The sequence below is a fragment of the Armatimonadota bacterium genome, assembly GCA_017993055.1.
Classification (GTDB): Bacteria; Armatimonadota; UBA5829; order DTJY01; family DTJY01; genus JAGONM01.
In genome coordinates this window covers 23,050-38,209 of record JAGONM010000036.1, presented here as the reverse complement: position 1 = coordinate 38,209, position 15,160 = coordinate 23,050, and the positions used below count along the sequence as shown (strand labels likewise).

General features: G+C 58.6%; 15 protein-coding genes. 8 read left to right on the top strand and 7 right to left on the bottom strand.

Annotation, left to right across the window (positions count from 1 at the left end; translation table 11 throughout):
- Window positions 1-958, bottom strand: a 958-nt coding sequence (locus tag KBC96_12645) for a Gfo/Idh/MocA family oxidoreductase (GenBank protein MBP6965243.1), incomplete at its 3' end; no start/stop codon positions are given.
- Window positions 959-1,051: 93 nt separating this feature from the next.
- Complete coding sequence (locus KBC96_12640) at window positions 1,052-2,422, bottom strand: ThuA domain-containing protein (GenBank protein MBP6965242.1); 1,371 nt, start codon at window positions 2,420-2,422, stop codon at window positions 1,052-1,054.
- Window positions 2,423-2,694: 272 nt separating this feature from the next.
- On the opposite strand from KBC96_12640, the gene KBC96_12635 reads away from it, so the two are divergent.
- Window positions 2,695-2,895, top strand: a complete 201-nt coding sequence (locus tag KBC96_12635) for a cold shock domain-containing protein (GenBank protein ID MBP6965241.1) — start codon at window positions 2,695-2,697, stop codon at window positions 2,893-2,895.
- A 39-nt stretch (window positions 2,896-2,934) separates the two neighbouring features.
- Here KBC96_12635 and KBC96_12630 read toward each other — a convergent pair whose 3' ends face one another.
- Together KBC96_12630 and KBC96_12625 are read right to left on the bottom strand one after the other, a co-directional pair.
- Window positions 2,935-4,269: a hypothetical protein gene (locus tag KBC96_12630; protein ID MBP6965240.1), complete on the bottom strand. Its 1,335-nt coding sequence runs from the start codon at window positions 4,267-4,269 to the stop codon at window positions 2,935-2,937.
- A 250-nt stretch (window positions 4,270-4,519) separates the two neighbouring features.
- Window positions 4,520-5,446 carry a hypothetical protein gene (locus tag KBC96_12625; GenBank protein MBP6965239.1) on the bottom strand — a complete coding sequence of 309 codons (927 nt, stop codon included), beginning with the start codon at window positions 5,444-5,446 and terminating at the stop codon, window positions 4,520-4,522.
- A gap of 238 nt (window positions 5,447-5,684) precedes the next feature.
- On the opposite strand from KBC96_12625, the gene KBC96_12620 reads away from it, so the two are divergent.
- On the top strand, window positions 5,685-6,023 hold the full coding sequence (locus KBC96_12620; GenBank protein ID MBP6965238.1) for a 4Fe-4S binding protein: 339 nt from the start codon (window positions 5,685-5,687) through the stop codon (window positions 6,021-6,023).
- 66 nt (window positions 6,024-6,089) lie between these two features.
- The gene (locus KBC96_12615) at window positions 6,090-7,271 is read left to right on the top strand and encodes an MFS transporter (protein MBP6965237.1); all 1,182 of its coding nucleotides are present in this window, start codon (window positions 6,090-6,092) and stop codon (window positions 7,269-7,271) included.
- Here the strand turns inward: KBC96_12615 and infA are convergent.
- Complete coding sequence (gene infA, locus KBC96_12610) at window positions 7,252-7,470, bottom strand: translation initiation factor IF-1 (protein MBP6965236.1); 219 nt, start codon at window positions 7,468-7,470, stop codon at window positions 7,252-7,254. The two genes, KBC96_12615 and infA, sit on opposite strands and share 20 nt — an antisense overlap.
- A 245-nt stretch (window positions 7,471-7,715) precedes the next feature.
- On the opposite strand from infA, the gene KBC96_12605 reads away from it, so the two are divergent.
- The 3 genes from KBC96_12605 to KBC96_12595 are packed head-to-tail and all read left to right on the top strand — an operon-like array spanning window position 7,716 to window position 9,864.
- Window positions 7,716-8,384: a sigma-70 family RNA polymerase sigma factor gene (locus KBC96_12605; protein ID MBP6965235.1), complete on the top strand. Its 669-nt coding sequence runs from the start codon at window positions 7,716-7,718 to the stop codon at window positions 8,382-8,384.
- Complete coding sequence (locus KBC96_12600; GenBank protein MBP6965234.1) at window positions 8,381-8,860, top strand: zf-HC2 domain-containing protein; 480 nt, start codon at window positions 8,381-8,383, stop codon at window positions 8,858-8,860. The genes KBC96_12605 and KBC96_12600 overlap by 4 nt, the downstream gene beginning before the upstream one ends.
- A complete protein-coding gene (locus KBC96_12595) occupies window positions 8,857-9,864 on the top strand; it encodes a hypothetical protein (GenBank protein ID MBP6965233.1) in 1,008 nt (335 codons plus the stop codon). The genes KBC96_12600 and KBC96_12595 overlap by 4 nt, the downstream gene beginning before the upstream one ends.
- Here the strand turns inward: KBC96_12595 and KBC96_12590 are convergent.
- A complete protein-coding gene (locus KBC96_12590) occupies window positions 9,836-11,137 on the bottom strand; it encodes an MFS transporter (protein MBP6965232.1) in 1,302 nt (433 codons plus the stop codon). The two genes, KBC96_12595 and KBC96_12590, sit on opposite strands and share 29 nt — an antisense overlap.
- A gap of 481 nt (window positions 11,138-11,618) precedes the next feature.
- Here KBC96_12590 and rpoN point away from each other — a divergent pair, with 481 nt between their 5' ends.
- Together rpoN and KBC96_12580 are read left to right on the top strand one after the other, a co-directional pair.
- Entirely contained in the window at window positions 11,619-12,983 is a 1,365-nt protein-coding gene (gene rpoN, locus KBC96_12585; GenBank protein MBP6965231.1) for an RNA polymerase factor sigma-54, read from the top strand.
- Between the two features lie 71 nt (window positions 12,984-13,054).
- Window positions 13,055-13,693 (top strand): hypothetical protein, encoded by a 639-nt coding sequence (locus tag KBC96_12580; protein MBP6965230.1) that lies wholly within the window; start codon window positions 13,055-13,057, stop codon window positions 13,691-13,693.
- A gap of 89 nt (window positions 13,694-13,782) precedes the next feature.
- On the opposite strand, the gene KBC96_12575 is transcribed toward KBC96_12580, so the two are convergent.
- Window positions 13,783-15,102: an extracellular solute-binding protein gene (locus KBC96_12575; protein MBP6965229.1), complete on the bottom strand. Its 1,320-nt coding sequence runs from the start codon at window positions 15,100-15,102 to the stop codon at window positions 13,783-13,785.
- Between the last annotated feature and the right edge of the window lie 58 nt (window positions 15,103-15,160).

Sequence of the window (15,160 nt, the reverse complement as noted above, 5' to 3'; positions counted from 1 at the left end):
GCAAGGGTGCATCGTCTTCCTTGATCATCCACCCCCTCTTCTCCCTGAGCAGCAGGGAGTTGTTGCTGCCCTGAAACAAGATGTACGTATTGCTGAACGAACTGGCAAGCGTGGAAGAGAATACCAAGTTCACGCCGTTTGCGTACTCGAGTACGCATTGCACCGTATCGGGCACATCGCGGCCGTCGTTCCACGCAGTTATCGAGCCGAAACCGCTCACGGATCTCGGCAGGCCGTTGAGAAACCAGGATGCCATATCGAAGCGATGCACCCCAAGTTCGCCGGGAAGCCCGATTGAAGTCGCCTTCCCAAGTCTCCAGTTAAGTTCGGACTCCCGCTCCGGAGTGGGAGCCATCCGGCGCCAGCTAAGCTTGTTGTTCGACTGAGCCATCACCTGCGCTGGGTTGCCAAGAACTCCGGCCCTAGCGAACTGAAGCACGTGCTTGTAGAGCGGATTCGATCGGCTCTGCAGACCACCCTGGAAGACCTTCCCCGACCCGAGTCCCGCAAGCGCTATGGCCTTTGCATCATCGATGCTGCCTGCCAGCGGAGCTTCCACATACACATGTTTCCCGGCCTGCATCGCTTCCAACGCAATGTCCTTGTGAAGATGCGTCGGCGTAGCTAACACCACGGCCTCTACCTCAGGGGAAGCCAGAACCTGCCTGTAATCCGAGAACGGCGCCGCGTTCGGCGCGATCTCAAGGGCTTTCTTCACGTACGGTTCGTAGGTATCGCACACTGCGGTAACCTGCGCCGAGGGCAGCAGTGTGAGCGAGGTCAGTATCTCCTTGCCCCAGAGCCCCAGCCCAATCACAGCGATCCTGACCGGCGGCCCCTTCACGGGGGACTCCTCTCCAGCCTCGGCGGCCAGTACCTGCTCAGCGGTGAGGAGCAGGGCGACGGTGGCGGCGGCCCCCTTCAGGAAGTCGCGCCTGTCTATGTTTCCGTTACTCATCGAGCACTCCTTAGGATGGTTGTACTTCTCCGGCCGCACGCGCGGTCCGTCACACATTAATACGACGCGCAGCCCCGCGTGGTTAGCAAATCCCTACCGTCCCGGAAGAGTCTTCACACGGATGTTCCGATACGCTATCGGACCATGGTCGCCCTGAAGCATTATCGGCCCCGGCACCTCGGTGTTGCCGTCAATAGCGCCTCCGGTCACGCCAGTAACCGCCTGGTTGTCCACGATTGTGACGCCATTAAGAACCACAGTGATCCGGTCGCCGATCATCGTGGCTTCTACGGTCTGCCATTCACCCGCAGGTCGGCTAGCAAATGAACTCGGCTTGATAGCACCGTACACCGAGCCGTTGCCGTGGATGTCGGCGGTCTTGCTGTCGTAGTCGTCGAGCACTTGAATCTCGTAGCGACCGCGCAGATAAACCCCGCTGTTGCCGCCCTTAGGCACCTGATAGTCGTAACGGATGACGAAGTTCCTGAACTGACGGTTACTGATCAGATCCGCTCCGCCGTGCCCCATGACCAGCATGCCGTTCTGTACGGTCCAAGGAGTGCGCCCTTCATCGCGGGCATGCCATCCGTCGAGGCTGACGCCGTCGAACAGGGGCCGGAAACCCTGCTTCCTGTCCATCCCCCTGAGTGGCTGCGGCTTGACCGGTTCCGCGCTCCCCTTTTCGAGTCCAAGGGCCCAGAGAATACCACCTTCCAGGTGTTTCCTATACAACTCGCCCTCCATGAGATCCTCACGGTGGCCGAGCGCCGTATAGAAGACGCGACCCCTACCCTCGTTCCTGCACCATGCTATCGGAAAGTCGCCTGGTTCCTGGGTATTCGGATGCTTGTCCAGACTGAGGAGTCCGCGCATTCTGTCACGGGAGAAGTCCTTGAACTGGTAGACTTCCTCGCGAACGGTCCACGTCGCCGGGAGATGCCTGGTCGCGGGGTGATTCCGATCCTCGACGATGCAGCTTACGTCCGACTGCGCGCCATGAGTAACAAACTGCGCGCCGACCATATTGATGTACTCCTTCCAACCCGGCTTGTCGCCCTGGTCTCTGTAGGAGTCTGTTGCGGCGTGGATGCCAACGAACGCTTTGCCGTTTCTTACGAAGTCGAGAAACGCCTTTCTGTCAGGCAGTGGCAGTTCGCCACTTGTGTTGTTAAACACTACCGCGTCGTACTTCTTCAATGCGGAAGCGGTCATCATCCGAGCCATGTCTTCATCCGACCGGACGTAGTCCACGTCCCACTTGCCATTCTTCTCGCCCAGTTCGTTGATGATCTTCTCACCCAGTGCAATCGAGGAATGACGGAAGCCCGCCGTCACCGACACGACCAACAGATGTTTCTTCGGCGAGGCTGCTTCCCCCCCGGAAGTCGCAAGCACCGCCAACGCCACTAAGACGCATAAGCCGAATATCATCCTTCGCAAGCTAATCACGCTCGATATATCCAAGTCCCCACCTCCTGCGGCAATGATGACCTTATTGTAGCGCGTTTCCCTGCGGGTTTCAAGCTCCGGTTGAGAACTCCAACCAAGCCGGATCGGAATCCCTTGTCGCGCCATACGTTTGTCCGCTGAGCGCCACGGATATGATAGGCTCATCTTTTTAAGGTGCGGGCCAAAAAACACGGCATTTTCTGTTGACAACCCCAAATACCCGCAGTAGAATAGACTAAATGATCACACCCACATAACTAGAGGTGGGGTTAGGAAGGTTCAATAGTATGCCTACAGGGAAAGTCAAATGGTTCAGCGATTCCAAAGGCTACGGGTTCATTGAGACTGAGGAAGGCAGGGATGTATTTGTACACTTCTCCGCCATACAGACCGATGGGTTCAAGAGCCTGGCAGAAGGCCAGAACGTGGAGTTCGAGATAGTCGAAGGAGCCAAGGGACCGCAGGCCGCGAACGTCAGCCTCACGTAGTATCTCTACCGGGTGGTGCTGGCGGCCGACGTGCTGCTCTTAGTGTATGGCGGTCTCGGGAGCGAACTTCGACAGTACGATCCTGCTGACATTCAAGTCGCAGTCCACCGCCAGCCGGAACCCGAATCCCGTCGACAGGCGGTTCTCGCGTTCCGCTTCGTCGAGTGAGAACACAGTCGTCTTCCATTCCCCCGTACCTTCGAGTCGGATGGCCTGTGCTGAGCGCAGACCCGGCTCTTTCCCTGTCACGTATCCGGGTTCAACAACAAGACGGCCGACACGATAGTCGTAGTATGTGACCGATACCCAAGTCCGACCGACCCAAGGGAAGTTCGGGCTCGCGCCGAAGTTCACGTATCTGATCGTTCCGACCAAGTCGCCGACGATCTTCCGACACCTTCGCCCCCCGATTTCGGCAACAACAGTACGTCTATCGTCAGTGCCGTCCAGCCACAGTGCCGGACCCCGAATCGTCGTTCCGACGTCAAGCGTCGCTTCCATAACCGACCGCAGACGAACAAGATGCTCATCGAGTTTCATGACGACCGTCACGGCGCGATATGTGGAAGAAGTCGGCAGCGCCACGTAGTCGAGCCGAAACCCGCCCTGCCCGAACGACATTCCGGTGGTCCTCTGGCTAGGTGCGACGGTGAGCGCGGTGCTGAGCCACGGATACATCGATATGCTCTTCATCTCCCGTCCCGGGTAAACCGATCTCAGCCTGATGCGCGCCTTGATCGTCCTCTCGTTCGCGCTGTTGATAGTGAGTGTCGCGGCAAAGGGATCGGAGAGCCTGACTCCGAATGGGTAGTGAATCGTACATGCTCGCCCGTCACTTCGAAAAGTCATTGTGGCGATCAGCGGGAAGACCGGTGCACGGACAAGGCTTCTCCCGGAAGCACGCATCGAGTACACGCTCTCCGCAATGCCCCCCGGACGGAGTTCGTCCGCCGCGGGAGAGATCACAGACCGCGACTGCCATTCGTCAGGCACAACCAGGCCGAACCTGAGGTCGGTAAGTGCCTCCTCTCCCGAGTTCTTTGCCAGAAGGCGCACACGAAAGTCGCCACCGGCGTAGACCCGGTAGTCGCCACCCTCCTCTGACGGGTATTCCATGCTTGCAGTGAACTCAACGCCCAGCACGGCCTGTAGAGCGTGCATCCGCAAGAGCGTGGATCGGCGCTCTCCCGCCAGTTCACAGCCCGACGTGGAAACCAGGAGGCGAATCTTCTCTCTAGCCGTGAGCGACCCGGCATCTGCGGAGTATAGCTCCCGAACTACCGACCCGACGAAGCAATCGCTCTCGTAGACCGCATATGCCGACGACGCACCGGCACTGATGCTCAGGCGATCCCCCGATTTCGAGATGGTCACCCTCCGAAGGTGACTGTTATCGCGTCCGAGCTCGAACGCGATCGGGCGAGAGAACCCCGTTCCGCGAACGTCTATCCGGCCCGGATGAGTCTCTTCGTTCGCGACTCGCAGCCCGACTCCAAACGCGGACACGGAGCAGGCCAGCCCGTCCGGGGAATCCGCTGGCGTTTCTGAGGCACGATCGGATGATGCGGCCAAGCATCTCGCACAGAGCGCAACGAGGATCACGAGCAACCGGAATCCTGCAGGGTCACGCGAGTGATCGAACACCTTGGTCTATCTCCTTCAACAGCGCCTCATGCAGCCAGGGATTAGATGCGGCCGCGATGGACTGGATGTTAGCCTCAGACGTGTCGAGCAACCGCATAGAGCAGATATCTCTGCCGTACGCATCCGTGACGACGCAACCGGCTGTCCGGGCGATGAGCACAGCGGCGGCAATGTCATAGGGGAACAGTCCCATAACTGTTCCCAGCCCGGCCTCCAGAAACTTTTCTCTGGACCCCGGATAGTCCTTCAGGATACGGTTGCCGACATCCACGACCGCATTGAGTTGGCCGGTGACGAGTCTCGTTAGTGAGAATGCCGTGCTGCTGTAGACGAAGAAGCCTCCGCGGATCGAAGACTTGTCAACAAGCGTGGCCACGGAACCGAACACCAGATCCGCCGGACGTCCAGCTATCTCGACGCTCCACGCCATCCGACCCAAGTCCCGTTCAGGTGACAGGGTAACCGGAACCTCGGCTCCCTTGTCCACGATGCGAACAGAGTCCCGGGTGGCGGTGTACATTCTGTCGTTCTTGATGTCGAGTATACAGCCGAAGGAAACGTCTGCGAGGCGCGCGCCGACGGCATACGGCGCCAGAGCAATCGACACTACACACTGCTCGAAACCGGCCATTGCGGGGCGGCTGCCGTCAATCGGGTCCACTATCAACACTTCCTTCGGATCGCCGAACTCCACAATTCCGCGATCCTCGGAGTAATAGGCGACGGAAATCCCGCGCGTCTCTATGAAATCAACAATCGCTCTTTCAGCAACTTCGTCTATGGCGAAGGACTCATCGCCGCTGCTTGCCTTTCCGACCGACTCCCTGGAAGAGAGCAACCCGAGGTGAGGTCGGACAGAGTCACGGATAGCGTGAGCGAGATCGGAGAGTGAGTCACTGATTTCCATGGTGCCCCTTTGAGATGCGACGAAGTGAGTTGACGTACCCCACACGCCCCAGTATAGTAGCGGGCATCGGCACAGTCAAGTTCGTGCCGAGATTGGCGGCTTGACCGCGTCCTCGGAGATTTGATACACTGCGGTTGTCGTACCGCAGAGCCACCGCATCGGCAGGAGATCGGCGGTGGAGGCGATGCGTAGCGCGACGGTCAGTTAGCCCTGTTTCTGAGAATAAGGAGAGTGCACGGTGTCTGCAAACGTAAAGAACGAGAAGAAGGAAGTTCGGAAGGATGCCGGGTGGCGCGAGCTTCCGATCGGAGGAGTGCTTCCCGAGGCTGGAGGCGCGGCCAAGTATTTGAGCGGCGACTGGCGCATCGAGCGCCCGATATGGAGTGCGGAGAAGTGCATCAGTTGCTTGGCCTGTTGGGCCTACTGCCCGGACAGTTCCGTCCTCGTGAACGAGGAAGGCAAGATGATCGGGATCGACATGGACCACTGTAAGGGCTGTGGTATCTGCGCCAGGGAGTGTCCGCCGAAGGTCAAGGCCATCGAGATGGTGCCGGAGTCGGATTTCCGCGGCAAATGAGCTGCACTGAGCATCCTATGAGTCCGGGGCAGATAGGGTTCTGCGCCCGACCTCATTCTAGCTAGAATGAAAAGTCCGCGTCTCGGCCGCACCGTTGTTACGCTCGGTATAGTCAGTCTGCTCACCGATATCTCGAGCGAAGGCATATACCCGCTGATACCCCTCTTCCTGACCGAGGTGCTTCGCACCAACATGGCTGCGGTCGGCTTGATCGAAGGGATCGCCAACAGCACGGCGAGTATACTCCGCGTCTTCTCCGGGTGGTTCAGCGACGTGCTCGGCAACCGCAAATGGTTGACGGTGTCCGGTTACTCGATATCGGCCCTGAGCAAGCCTTTGCTCTCGTTGTCGAACACCTGGCAGTCGGTCTTCGCATTGAGATTCGCGGACAGGCTCGGCAAGGGAATCCGTACGGCACCCCGAGATGCTCTCATTGCAGATGCGTGTTCTCCGGACCGTCGAGGGGTCTCATTCGGGTTTCACCGCGCGATGGATACTTTGGGGGCGGTCGCAGGGCCGCTCCTTGCATTCTGGCTGTTGGCGGTACTGGGCGGCAACTACCGCGTCATATTTGTTCTGTCCGCCATACCGGCGACCGCAGCCCTACTCGTACTTATCGCCTTCATCAGCGAACCCGCGTGCAACCGTACTCGCGATGCGAAACGCCCCTCTCTCACGCTGAAGGATGCCTCTGTCCAGTTCAAGCTTTTTCTCGTAGCGACCGCCGTCTTCTCAATCGGCAACTCCTCTGACGCGTTTCTCATTCTGAGAGCGCGGAATCTGGGGATGGCGGCGAGCGGGATAGTACTAGCCTTCGCGCTGTTCAACACGGTGGAGGCTGCTCTTTCGATGTGGGCAGGCGCCTTGTCCGACAGAATCGGCAGGCGGAATGTTATCGTCGCGGGGTATTTGGTGTACGCATGCGTATACGCGGGCTTCGGACTCACCCGATCCACTTCCGCGGTTTGGGCGCTATTCGCAACGTACGGCGTCTACAACGCTCTCACCCAGGGGGTGCAGAGGGCATTCGCGGCGGACCTTGCGTGCGCGGATGCAATGGGAACCGGAATGGGGGCCTATCACACGGTAACCGGTCTGGCTCTGTTACCAGCCAGTCTGATCGCCGGATATCTCTGGCAGTCAGTCAGCCCGGCCGCACCCTTCTACTTCGGCGCGACCATGGCAGGCTTTTCGGCGATATTGCTCGTGATTCTTCTCCGCCGGGGGGCTACTTGTACCGCCACGTGATTCGACCACGCGTGAGATCGTACGGTGAGAGTTCGACGGTCACCCTATCCCCTGCAAGAATGCGTATGAACCTCATGCGCATCTTGCCGGATATGTGAGCGAGAACCTCATGCCCGTTCTCGAGCTTCACCTTGAATACCGCATTCGGCAGCGCATCCTCGACAACACCGTCTACGCGCATGGCTTCTTCCTTCGGCATACCCTCTTCACCTCCTGTTCAGCGGAATCATGGAGCCAACGACACGCGGCATGAACACCAGTCAGCCGCACGAGGGGTAGTTTCAACATCACTCCGTCGATTTCCTTCCAACGGGCCCACTACTTTGTCCGACTGAGCACACGGAGTTGGGGGCGATGGCGACGCGCCGGGCAGAGTGTGCTATAATACATCGGTTCGCGACGGAGAAACCAACGACCGGCGCGCCAGATTTGTGGAACCACCCCATGAGCCCCTCGTCTATAGAGTCTGGAACTCAGGAATCCAAAGTCGCGGCGAGAAGCTATTCCCAGCACTCCGACGGTGAGCTGATAGACGCGTCAAAACGCGGCGACGTTGCAGCGTTTGAGCTACTATTCGCCAGGTATCAGAAACGGGTTTTCAACCTGATCTATCGAATGGTAGGCAACGAGCATGATGCGGCTGATCTTACGCAGGAGGTCTTCCTGAGGGTCTACAAATCTCTGGAGAGGCTCAGATCGGATGAGGCGCTCCTCGGGTGGCTTCGGACGATCGCCGTAAATATCACTCGGGACCATTTCCGCAAGTCCGCCCGGACGATCCGAGGCGAATCCCTGGATAAGACTGTAAAGTTGGAGGACGGCGAGGTAGAGCGAGAAGTCGAAGACTGGTCCGCGAACCCGGAGCGGCTGTTCGGACGCAAGGACATTCAGGAGGCGGTTCAGCGGGCGATCGACACTCTGTCAGAAGATCATCGAACGGTGGTTGCCCTGCATCACATCGAAGGGGTCGACGTGAGAGACATAGCGAAGATGCTCAAGGTGCCCTCAGGCACGGTGAAGTCCCGACTGGCTCGCGCCCGCGAGGAACTCAGGCGCAAGCTCGGGCATTACGTACTGACCGAACCACCTGGCCAACAGCGAGGATTGCCATGAACTGCGAGAAGGTGCAACGACGCATATCCGCGTACGCTGCGGAGTCGCTGTCAAAGCGTTTCTCCGGCAGAATCGCCACTCATCTAGAAGAATGTTCCGAGTGCCGCGCCGTGCTGCAACTTGACCGCATGGTGATGCAGATGGTGGAGAACCTCCAGCCGCTCGATCCGCCCGCAGGACTCTACCCTCCGCTTCCGAATCACATCACATCTCGGCGAGCATTAAGTGCGGGGCACAGAGCACTACTCCTGCAGCGGGCGCGCTGGGCATTTGCACTCAGCGTTCCCGCGCTTGTCCTAATTCTTGCGCGAACCACCCTCATGCCACCCCAGCAGACTGATCCCTCCCTGTACGAGTATGCGCAGGGCCACATGTTCTACGCCGGTCAGGAGATACTAGCCGACCGGCCGGCTCTATACACGGCGTCTCTGCTCGCCGACGCGGCGCACCAAAAGCTTGAGGGGAAGACACCTTGAGGCCCAGACTCTGGATACCTGTCATTCTCGCGGGCGCTGCGACAGCAATCATCCTCTCCCGAAACTCAGAGAGCGAGGCTTCGTGGGTCATTCGCCGCGCCTGTGACGACGGATTCCAGCATTGTTTCTCCGCGACGGCCCGCACCAGTGTGAGTTCCTGTGGAAATACGGTCGCCAGCACGATGGAGATCGTACATGGAGTGGCCGACAGATGCCGCATGGAATATACCTCCGGGCCGCTCAAGGGGACCGTCATGTCGAGCGATGGGAATGAAATGCGAACCTATGACCCGACGTCCCACACGATCACCGTCACCCCAAGCGTCCGGTGCTCTCGCCTGGGCGATAGGCTGGACCTGCTGCTTGCCAATCACCGGGTGACCTCGACCGGCATCAAGACGATCGCCGGACGCCCGGCCCACCTCATCGTTGTGCGCGGAAACCGGTCTCGGACAATCCTAAAACGTCTCTGGATTGACGCCGAGACGTATGCGGTCCTGGGCCAGGAGGACCGTGATTGCCGAGGCAGAGTCCGGTCCTCCACGCACTTCGTGTCCATTCGATTTGAGGAGGCGATCCCGGACAACGTATTCGAGCTACCCAAGGACAGCAGGATGATAAGCAGGGATGCCGGTGACGGCACCGAGATGACGCCCGGGCAGTTGTCCAGGGAACTTGGGTTCAAGGTCCGCATGCCGGGGTATGTCCCGAAGGGATTTGAGCTCGAATCGTGCCGCCTTCACTCGTGCTCCTGCGAATTTCCGCACCGTTGCGCCTGCATTCGCTACACAAACGGCGTGACCAGCATTTCGCTTTTCCAGTCGAAATCGACGAGCGCACGCCCATGCTCGGCATCCTGTGAGGATGCGCGGAAAGGCTCCTGCGTACTCAGGAAGTCCGACCAGGGCAACGCCGCCACCGTAACGAGAGACGGCATATCACACGTTGTCCTAGGCGACCTTCCGGGGCCGGTGATCACGAAGGTGGCGGACTCTCTGAGATGACTCTGCGGGCGGATATCCTCATTCGGCACACCGCAAGGACGGAGAGCGCCACTATACCCGCACCCCCGTAGAACGTTACTTGATACCCCAGCCTCGTCCACAGCAGGCCTCCAACGACCGGCACTATGACCGCAGCGGCATGATTCACCGATATCCCCATGGCAAGGCTCGGCATCACGTCCGAAGGATCAGCGATCTTGTGCAGGTACGTTGTGAGTCCAATGCTCCCCAGGAACAGCAGACTATCGGCAAAGTATAGACAACAGAGCGCACCAAGAGTCAGTTCACCGGCGGTGTAGTACCGCAGAATCCATGACGTCAGATCCATCGCAAACATGGCGTCGATACCGTGCAACGCATTCATCACCAGCTTGCTATTGACGGTCGCGTAGCCGATAAACACCGGTATCAGTAACGAGTAACATACCAGAAGCACCTTCTTCTCGCCGATCCTGTCTATCAACCGCCCGAACCTGGGGGCAAGGATCAGATTCGTGACGCTGTTAACTATCATGAGCAACGCCACCGTGCGAAGCGATGCCCCGAACTGCCTCACCAGCACGAAGATCGCGAACGTGATGAAGACCTGTTTGCGGCATCCCTCCAGGAACACAAGCAGGTAGTAGAGCGAAAAACGCTTCCTGAAGACAAACCTCGGCTTCTGCTTATGCCCGATGTCCCTCGATATCATGGAGACGGCCACCGCCCCGATCCCGACCACCGTTCCTGAGATCACGAATATGCTGCTGAAGTGGAGAACTTTCGCGAGGATGAAGACCATCGCCATCCCGCAGATGGTCCCCAACGCCCCGATGGAACCCATCTGTCCGAGTCGCCTTCCCTGCCTCCCCTCTGCCGCCAGACTCAGCGTCATCGAAGGCGAGAGAGGCATCCATCCATGTATCCCAACGCTCCACACTAGAGAGAACACGATGAGGGTAGGAACGCTGTTTACCGTGCTGTACCCACAGATGCCCAGCGCCACCAGTCCGAGGGCAATTGCGCCCAGTATCGGCTCCGCAACGCGCATCATCAGCGCGGCCACGAAGACCATCAGAAACCCCGGCACTTCCCTGAGCGACTCCAGCATGCCCAACTGGTCGGCTCTCAGGTTCAGGGTTTCCACGGCGAAGTTGTTGAAGGTTGAAAAATACGCACCCCACCCGAACGATACGCAGAATACGGTGAACGAGAGCAGGCGAAGGTCGCGCGATCCTCGATATGCGAGTCGTCGAATCTGATTCAGGCCTTTGTTAGGTATACCGGATGACAAGCAGGTAAGCCTCTCCAGCGACGGCGAAACCCCAAATCCGCGACCTGTCCTGGTCTCTCGAAGGCAGCCATCAGCCTCGCACATTATAGGGACGACCTGAACGCCTGGTCAACCACCTGTACTGGAACGGCACTGAAGGCAGCGTACTCCCACGACATCGCAGTCTCGCGGTACGAATCCTCTTGACCGCCAGTCGAAAAGCATCTATAATGAAGGTAACGAAGACTCGGGAAATGGCTGTCGGTCGCTCGGCATTCGACGCTCGGTGGACCGTGAATCGCCGCATCCCACCCCCCTCGGTGTATCAACCGCGCAGCCCTTTCTTCAGGTTTTCCGAACTATTGCCGAAAATGAGATATAGAGCCCGCTCACCGATCAGGGCGTCAACGACGAAGGGATTGCTGCCTCCGCAAGGTATCGGCTATTGTTGATACAGGACCAAGTCCAACAACAGCAACAGCGAATAGACCCGAAGATCATCATGGCCAACGCCGTGCTCCAGCTCTCAAGCCTGGAGTTGCAGCAGACCATCGAGCAGGAGCTCGTCGAGAATCCGGCCCTCGAGGCCGAGGATGAGGATCCTTGCGCCGGTTGCGAACTTGCTCCTTTCGGCTGCAATGACTGCAGTATCCAGAAGCAGAGAGAGACGGTTGACGTTGACCTCACAGTCCACGATATCGAAGTGCCGTTCGATTTTGCCACCGACCCCGAGGACGAAGAAGACCCCATCGGCCGCATACAGTCTGAGATCAGCCTGCACGAGCATCTCCGCAACCAGATTCGGAACGGCCCGGCGGGGCATGTTTCTGAGATCGCGGACTATCTCGTAAACTATATAAACGAGAGCGGTTATCTGGAATGCGACCTCCTTGAGATCACTCTTGAACTCGAAGCGACCGATGAGGAACTCGAGCAAGCGGTCCAACTCATCCAGGCACTCGACCCTCCTGGAGTCGGTGCGCGCACCCTACAGGAATGCATGCTGAACCAGCTCAAGTATCTCGCAGATGAAGGGGCCGGCAGCCCTACCGCAGAGCGCATCGTCTCGGAATGTTGGGACGAGATGATCGCCCAGAAAGTCAACAGGATATCGCGGCGGCTGAAGGTCAAGCCCGAACTCACGCGATATGCCCTCAAGTTCATACGCACCAGACTGAATCCATATCCTGCGGCGGGGTTCCGCCCGCCCTGGGACAACAAACCCGCCGACAACAGGAACGCCGTTCGACCTGACGTCATCGTCCGAAGGACGCCTACTGGATACGAGATCGAGGTGGTATCGAACGACCACATCTCGCTCGCCGTAAGCCCCTACTACCGCCAGATGTACAACGAGATGAAGAACGGAAAGGCGCGACGGTACTCGGAGCAGGACAAGAAGCACATCGTGGAATACGTTGAGCGCGCCGATCTCTTCATCAAGAACCTGAACCAGCGGCGGAAGACTATGCGCATGATTGCCAAGAGTATAGTGGAGGTTCAGCACGGATTCCTGGATACCGGATCGAGGCTGTTCCTTCGCCCCCTCACTCGGGTGAAACTCGCCGAGATGATCAGCATGCATGAGTCTACGGTGAGCAGGGCTACTGCGAACAAGTACATCCAGCTTCCGAGCCAAGAAGTGGTGCCCTTCGACTTCTTCTTCAGCCACGCGCACTCCTTGACGGATATGATAGTGCAGTTGATCGAGCACGAAGACCCGGCGAACCCGCTTAGCGATCAGGAGATCGCGGACATCATCACTGAGCAGGGTATCCAGGTCGCTAGGCGCACGGTCGTCAAGTACCGGGAAGCCCAGAAGATACTCTCGTCCCGCCAGCGCCGCCGCACAGTCGCCAGGGTCTAGACTGACATTGGCAGCACTGCCCTCGGTGTGCTACAATATGTACAGTTCGATTAGGGAGGAGTGTGCCTGAAATGAAGTTCAGAGAGGGCGAATACGTGAAGATCATCGCGAGGGAGTCTACTCCGGCGGATGCCAAGAGCGGGCTCTACTACCAGCATTTCTCCGGCCTCGCGGGCACGGTAGACCGTGTCTACGGTGATGAGGTCTGCATAAACGTCGACCCCGACACCCTTCCTGACGGCATTTCTAAGAGGCACTTAGAGATCCAGGAGTCGATGCGACGCAAGTGGCTGAACGGTCTCTCGGGAGAGGCGCGACACAGGCTGACCCCGGAGGAGAGGCAGTTCAACTTGGCCTACACCATCCTTGTGCAGTCATCGGACCTTGCCAAGGCGAAGAAGGGCGAAGCGAAACCGCTGGCCATCAAAAGCATCGAGCCCGTGATCCCCGCCGACGATCCGCTTGGCGAGGACGACTTCTTCGAGAGTCATCCCCAGGAAGAGATTTCCCCCATCGAGGTGGTCACATCGCCACTCGAGACCTCCGAGGCACCAGAACTCGAGTCGCCGTCTACTCCGGCGCAAGCGGAGCGTGCACATTCGGCTGCAAGAGCCAACGCTACTGAGAAGTCCGCCGAGAAGAACGGCCTGACCGCCGCCGAACTTGCTTTCCTCAAAGAGCGCGAGAAGGCCCTCAAACACAAGACATAGAGCTCTGTCTGCGACAAAGCACTCGGGCCAGCGGATCGAACGATCCGCTGGCCCGTTGTCCCTCGGATACTGCCCATCAGGGCGCCATCCTATTCAAGATTGTGCTTCGGAATGGACTTGTCGTTCCGCACCTTTGTCGCCGCTGCTTCCATCCTGTCCACGCACTGTCTCGGCGTGTTCTTTCCGCTCAGTAGCGCGTTCATCGCGTTCTCGGTCTCGGTCCCCAGCGACTTGTACCAATCGGCATAGTCGGTATCCCATGTGTCCGCCGCCTCTCGCATGCACCTCGCCGGTTCCACGAGATCGGGAGGCAGTTCAACCTCGTCCGAGCCGACGATGGACATGAGCGTGTTCTTCTCCCGGACGAACTCCTTTGCCATCGCCAACGACGTCATGAATCTATAGAAGTCCGCGGCTTCGTCGGGATGCTTCGCCTTCTTCGGAACAATCCACGTCTCAACACCGGTAGAGGTAACCGTCGGGTCGCCCTTGCCGTCTGGGAGGACAGGCGGATTGAAGTATCGCATCCGGAAGCCCTGGGGCATCTGGTTCTTCATCTCCGATCCCAGCCACGTGCCGCAAGGAATCATCGCCGCGTTGCCGAGAAGGAACTCCATCTGCGATTCAGTGTGCGTCAGCGCATTGACGCCGGTCTGGAAGTAGCCCCTCTTCGCGAGCTGGTCAACCATCTGCGCTGCCTTGAGGAATGCAGGACCGTTCCAGGCGCCGGTCTTCAGGTTCTGGGCGTCCTTCCATGCCTGCATCCCGCCGGCGCTGATCGCCCATGGGATCAGGAAGCCACGCAACATATACTGAGGATACTTCCCCTGGTAGGTGATCGGCGCTATGCCCTTGCGCTTGATCTTCTCGCACAGCAAGAGCAACTCGTCGAAGGTCTTCGGCGGCGACCAGCCGTTCTTCTCGAACATTCCGGCATTGTACCACCAACCGAAGACGTTGTTGTTGTAAGGCATGATGTAGTAGTGCCCGTTGTATTTTCCCTTGTCCAGCAAGCTCGGAACGAAGGTGTCCTTCCACTTCACGTCTCGGTCGTACGCCTTCTCGTCCAAGTACTTGTCCATCTCCAAGACCTCACCCTCCATCACGAGAGCCCAGTAGTCCATGCCCCACCCGGGCCACGTAAGGTCGGGCGGATCACCCGCGACGAAACGCGGACGAAGCTGCTCCCAGATTCGCGGGTTTCCCCAGATCTTGATGGTCACATTCGGGTGCTCCTTTTCATACTCGTGGGCGGCGTACTCGAAGAAGTCGAGCCCGAATCCACCTTGGAAGACCGCAACCTCCAACTCGATCTGTCCCGCCGACGGCCCCGTCGCCTGTCTCTTCCCGCATCCCATCAGCAGTACTACAACCAGTATCACGACCAGTGCCGGCAATATCCGTCTCATGGGTCAATCATCCTCCTGCAAGGTTCGCATACGACCATCCGTGACAATGTAGCCATTA

Coding starts and splice junctions, on each gene's coding strand:
- KBC96_12635 (MBP6965241.1), top strand. CDS start 2,695: ATGCCTACAGGGAAAGTCAAATGGTTCAGCGATTCCAAAGGCTACGGG.
- KBC96_12625 (MBP6965239.1), bottom strand. CDS start 5,446: ATGGAAATCAGTGACTCACTCTCCGATCTCGCTCACGCTATCCGTGAC.
- KBC96_12615 (MBP6965237.1), top strand. CDS start 6,090: ATGAAAAGTCCGCGTCTCGGCCGCACCGTTGTTACGCTCGGTATAGTC.
- infA (MBP6965236.1), bottom strand. CDS start 7,470: ATGCCGAAGGAAGAAGCCATGCGCGTAGACGGTGTTGTCGAGGATGCG.
- KBC96_12605 (MBP6965235.1), top strand. CDS start 7,716: ATGAGCCCCTCGTCTATAGAGTCTGGAACTCAGGAATCCAAAGTCGCG.
- KBC96_12600 (MBP6965234.1), top strand. CDS start 8,381: ATGAACTGCGAGAAGGTGCAACGACGCATATCCGCGTACGCTGCGGAG.
- rpoN (MBP6965231.1), top strand. CDS start 11,619: ATGGCCAACGCCGTGCTCCAGCTCTCAAGCCTGGAGTTGCAGCAGACC.
- KBC96_12580 (MBP6965230.1), top strand. CDS start 13,055: ATGAAGTTCAGAGAGGGCGAATACGTGAAGATCATCGCGAGGGAGTCT.
- KBC96_12575 (MBP6965229.1), bottom strand. CDS start 15,102: ATGAGACGGATATTGCCGGCACTGGTCGTGATACTGGTTGTAGTACTG.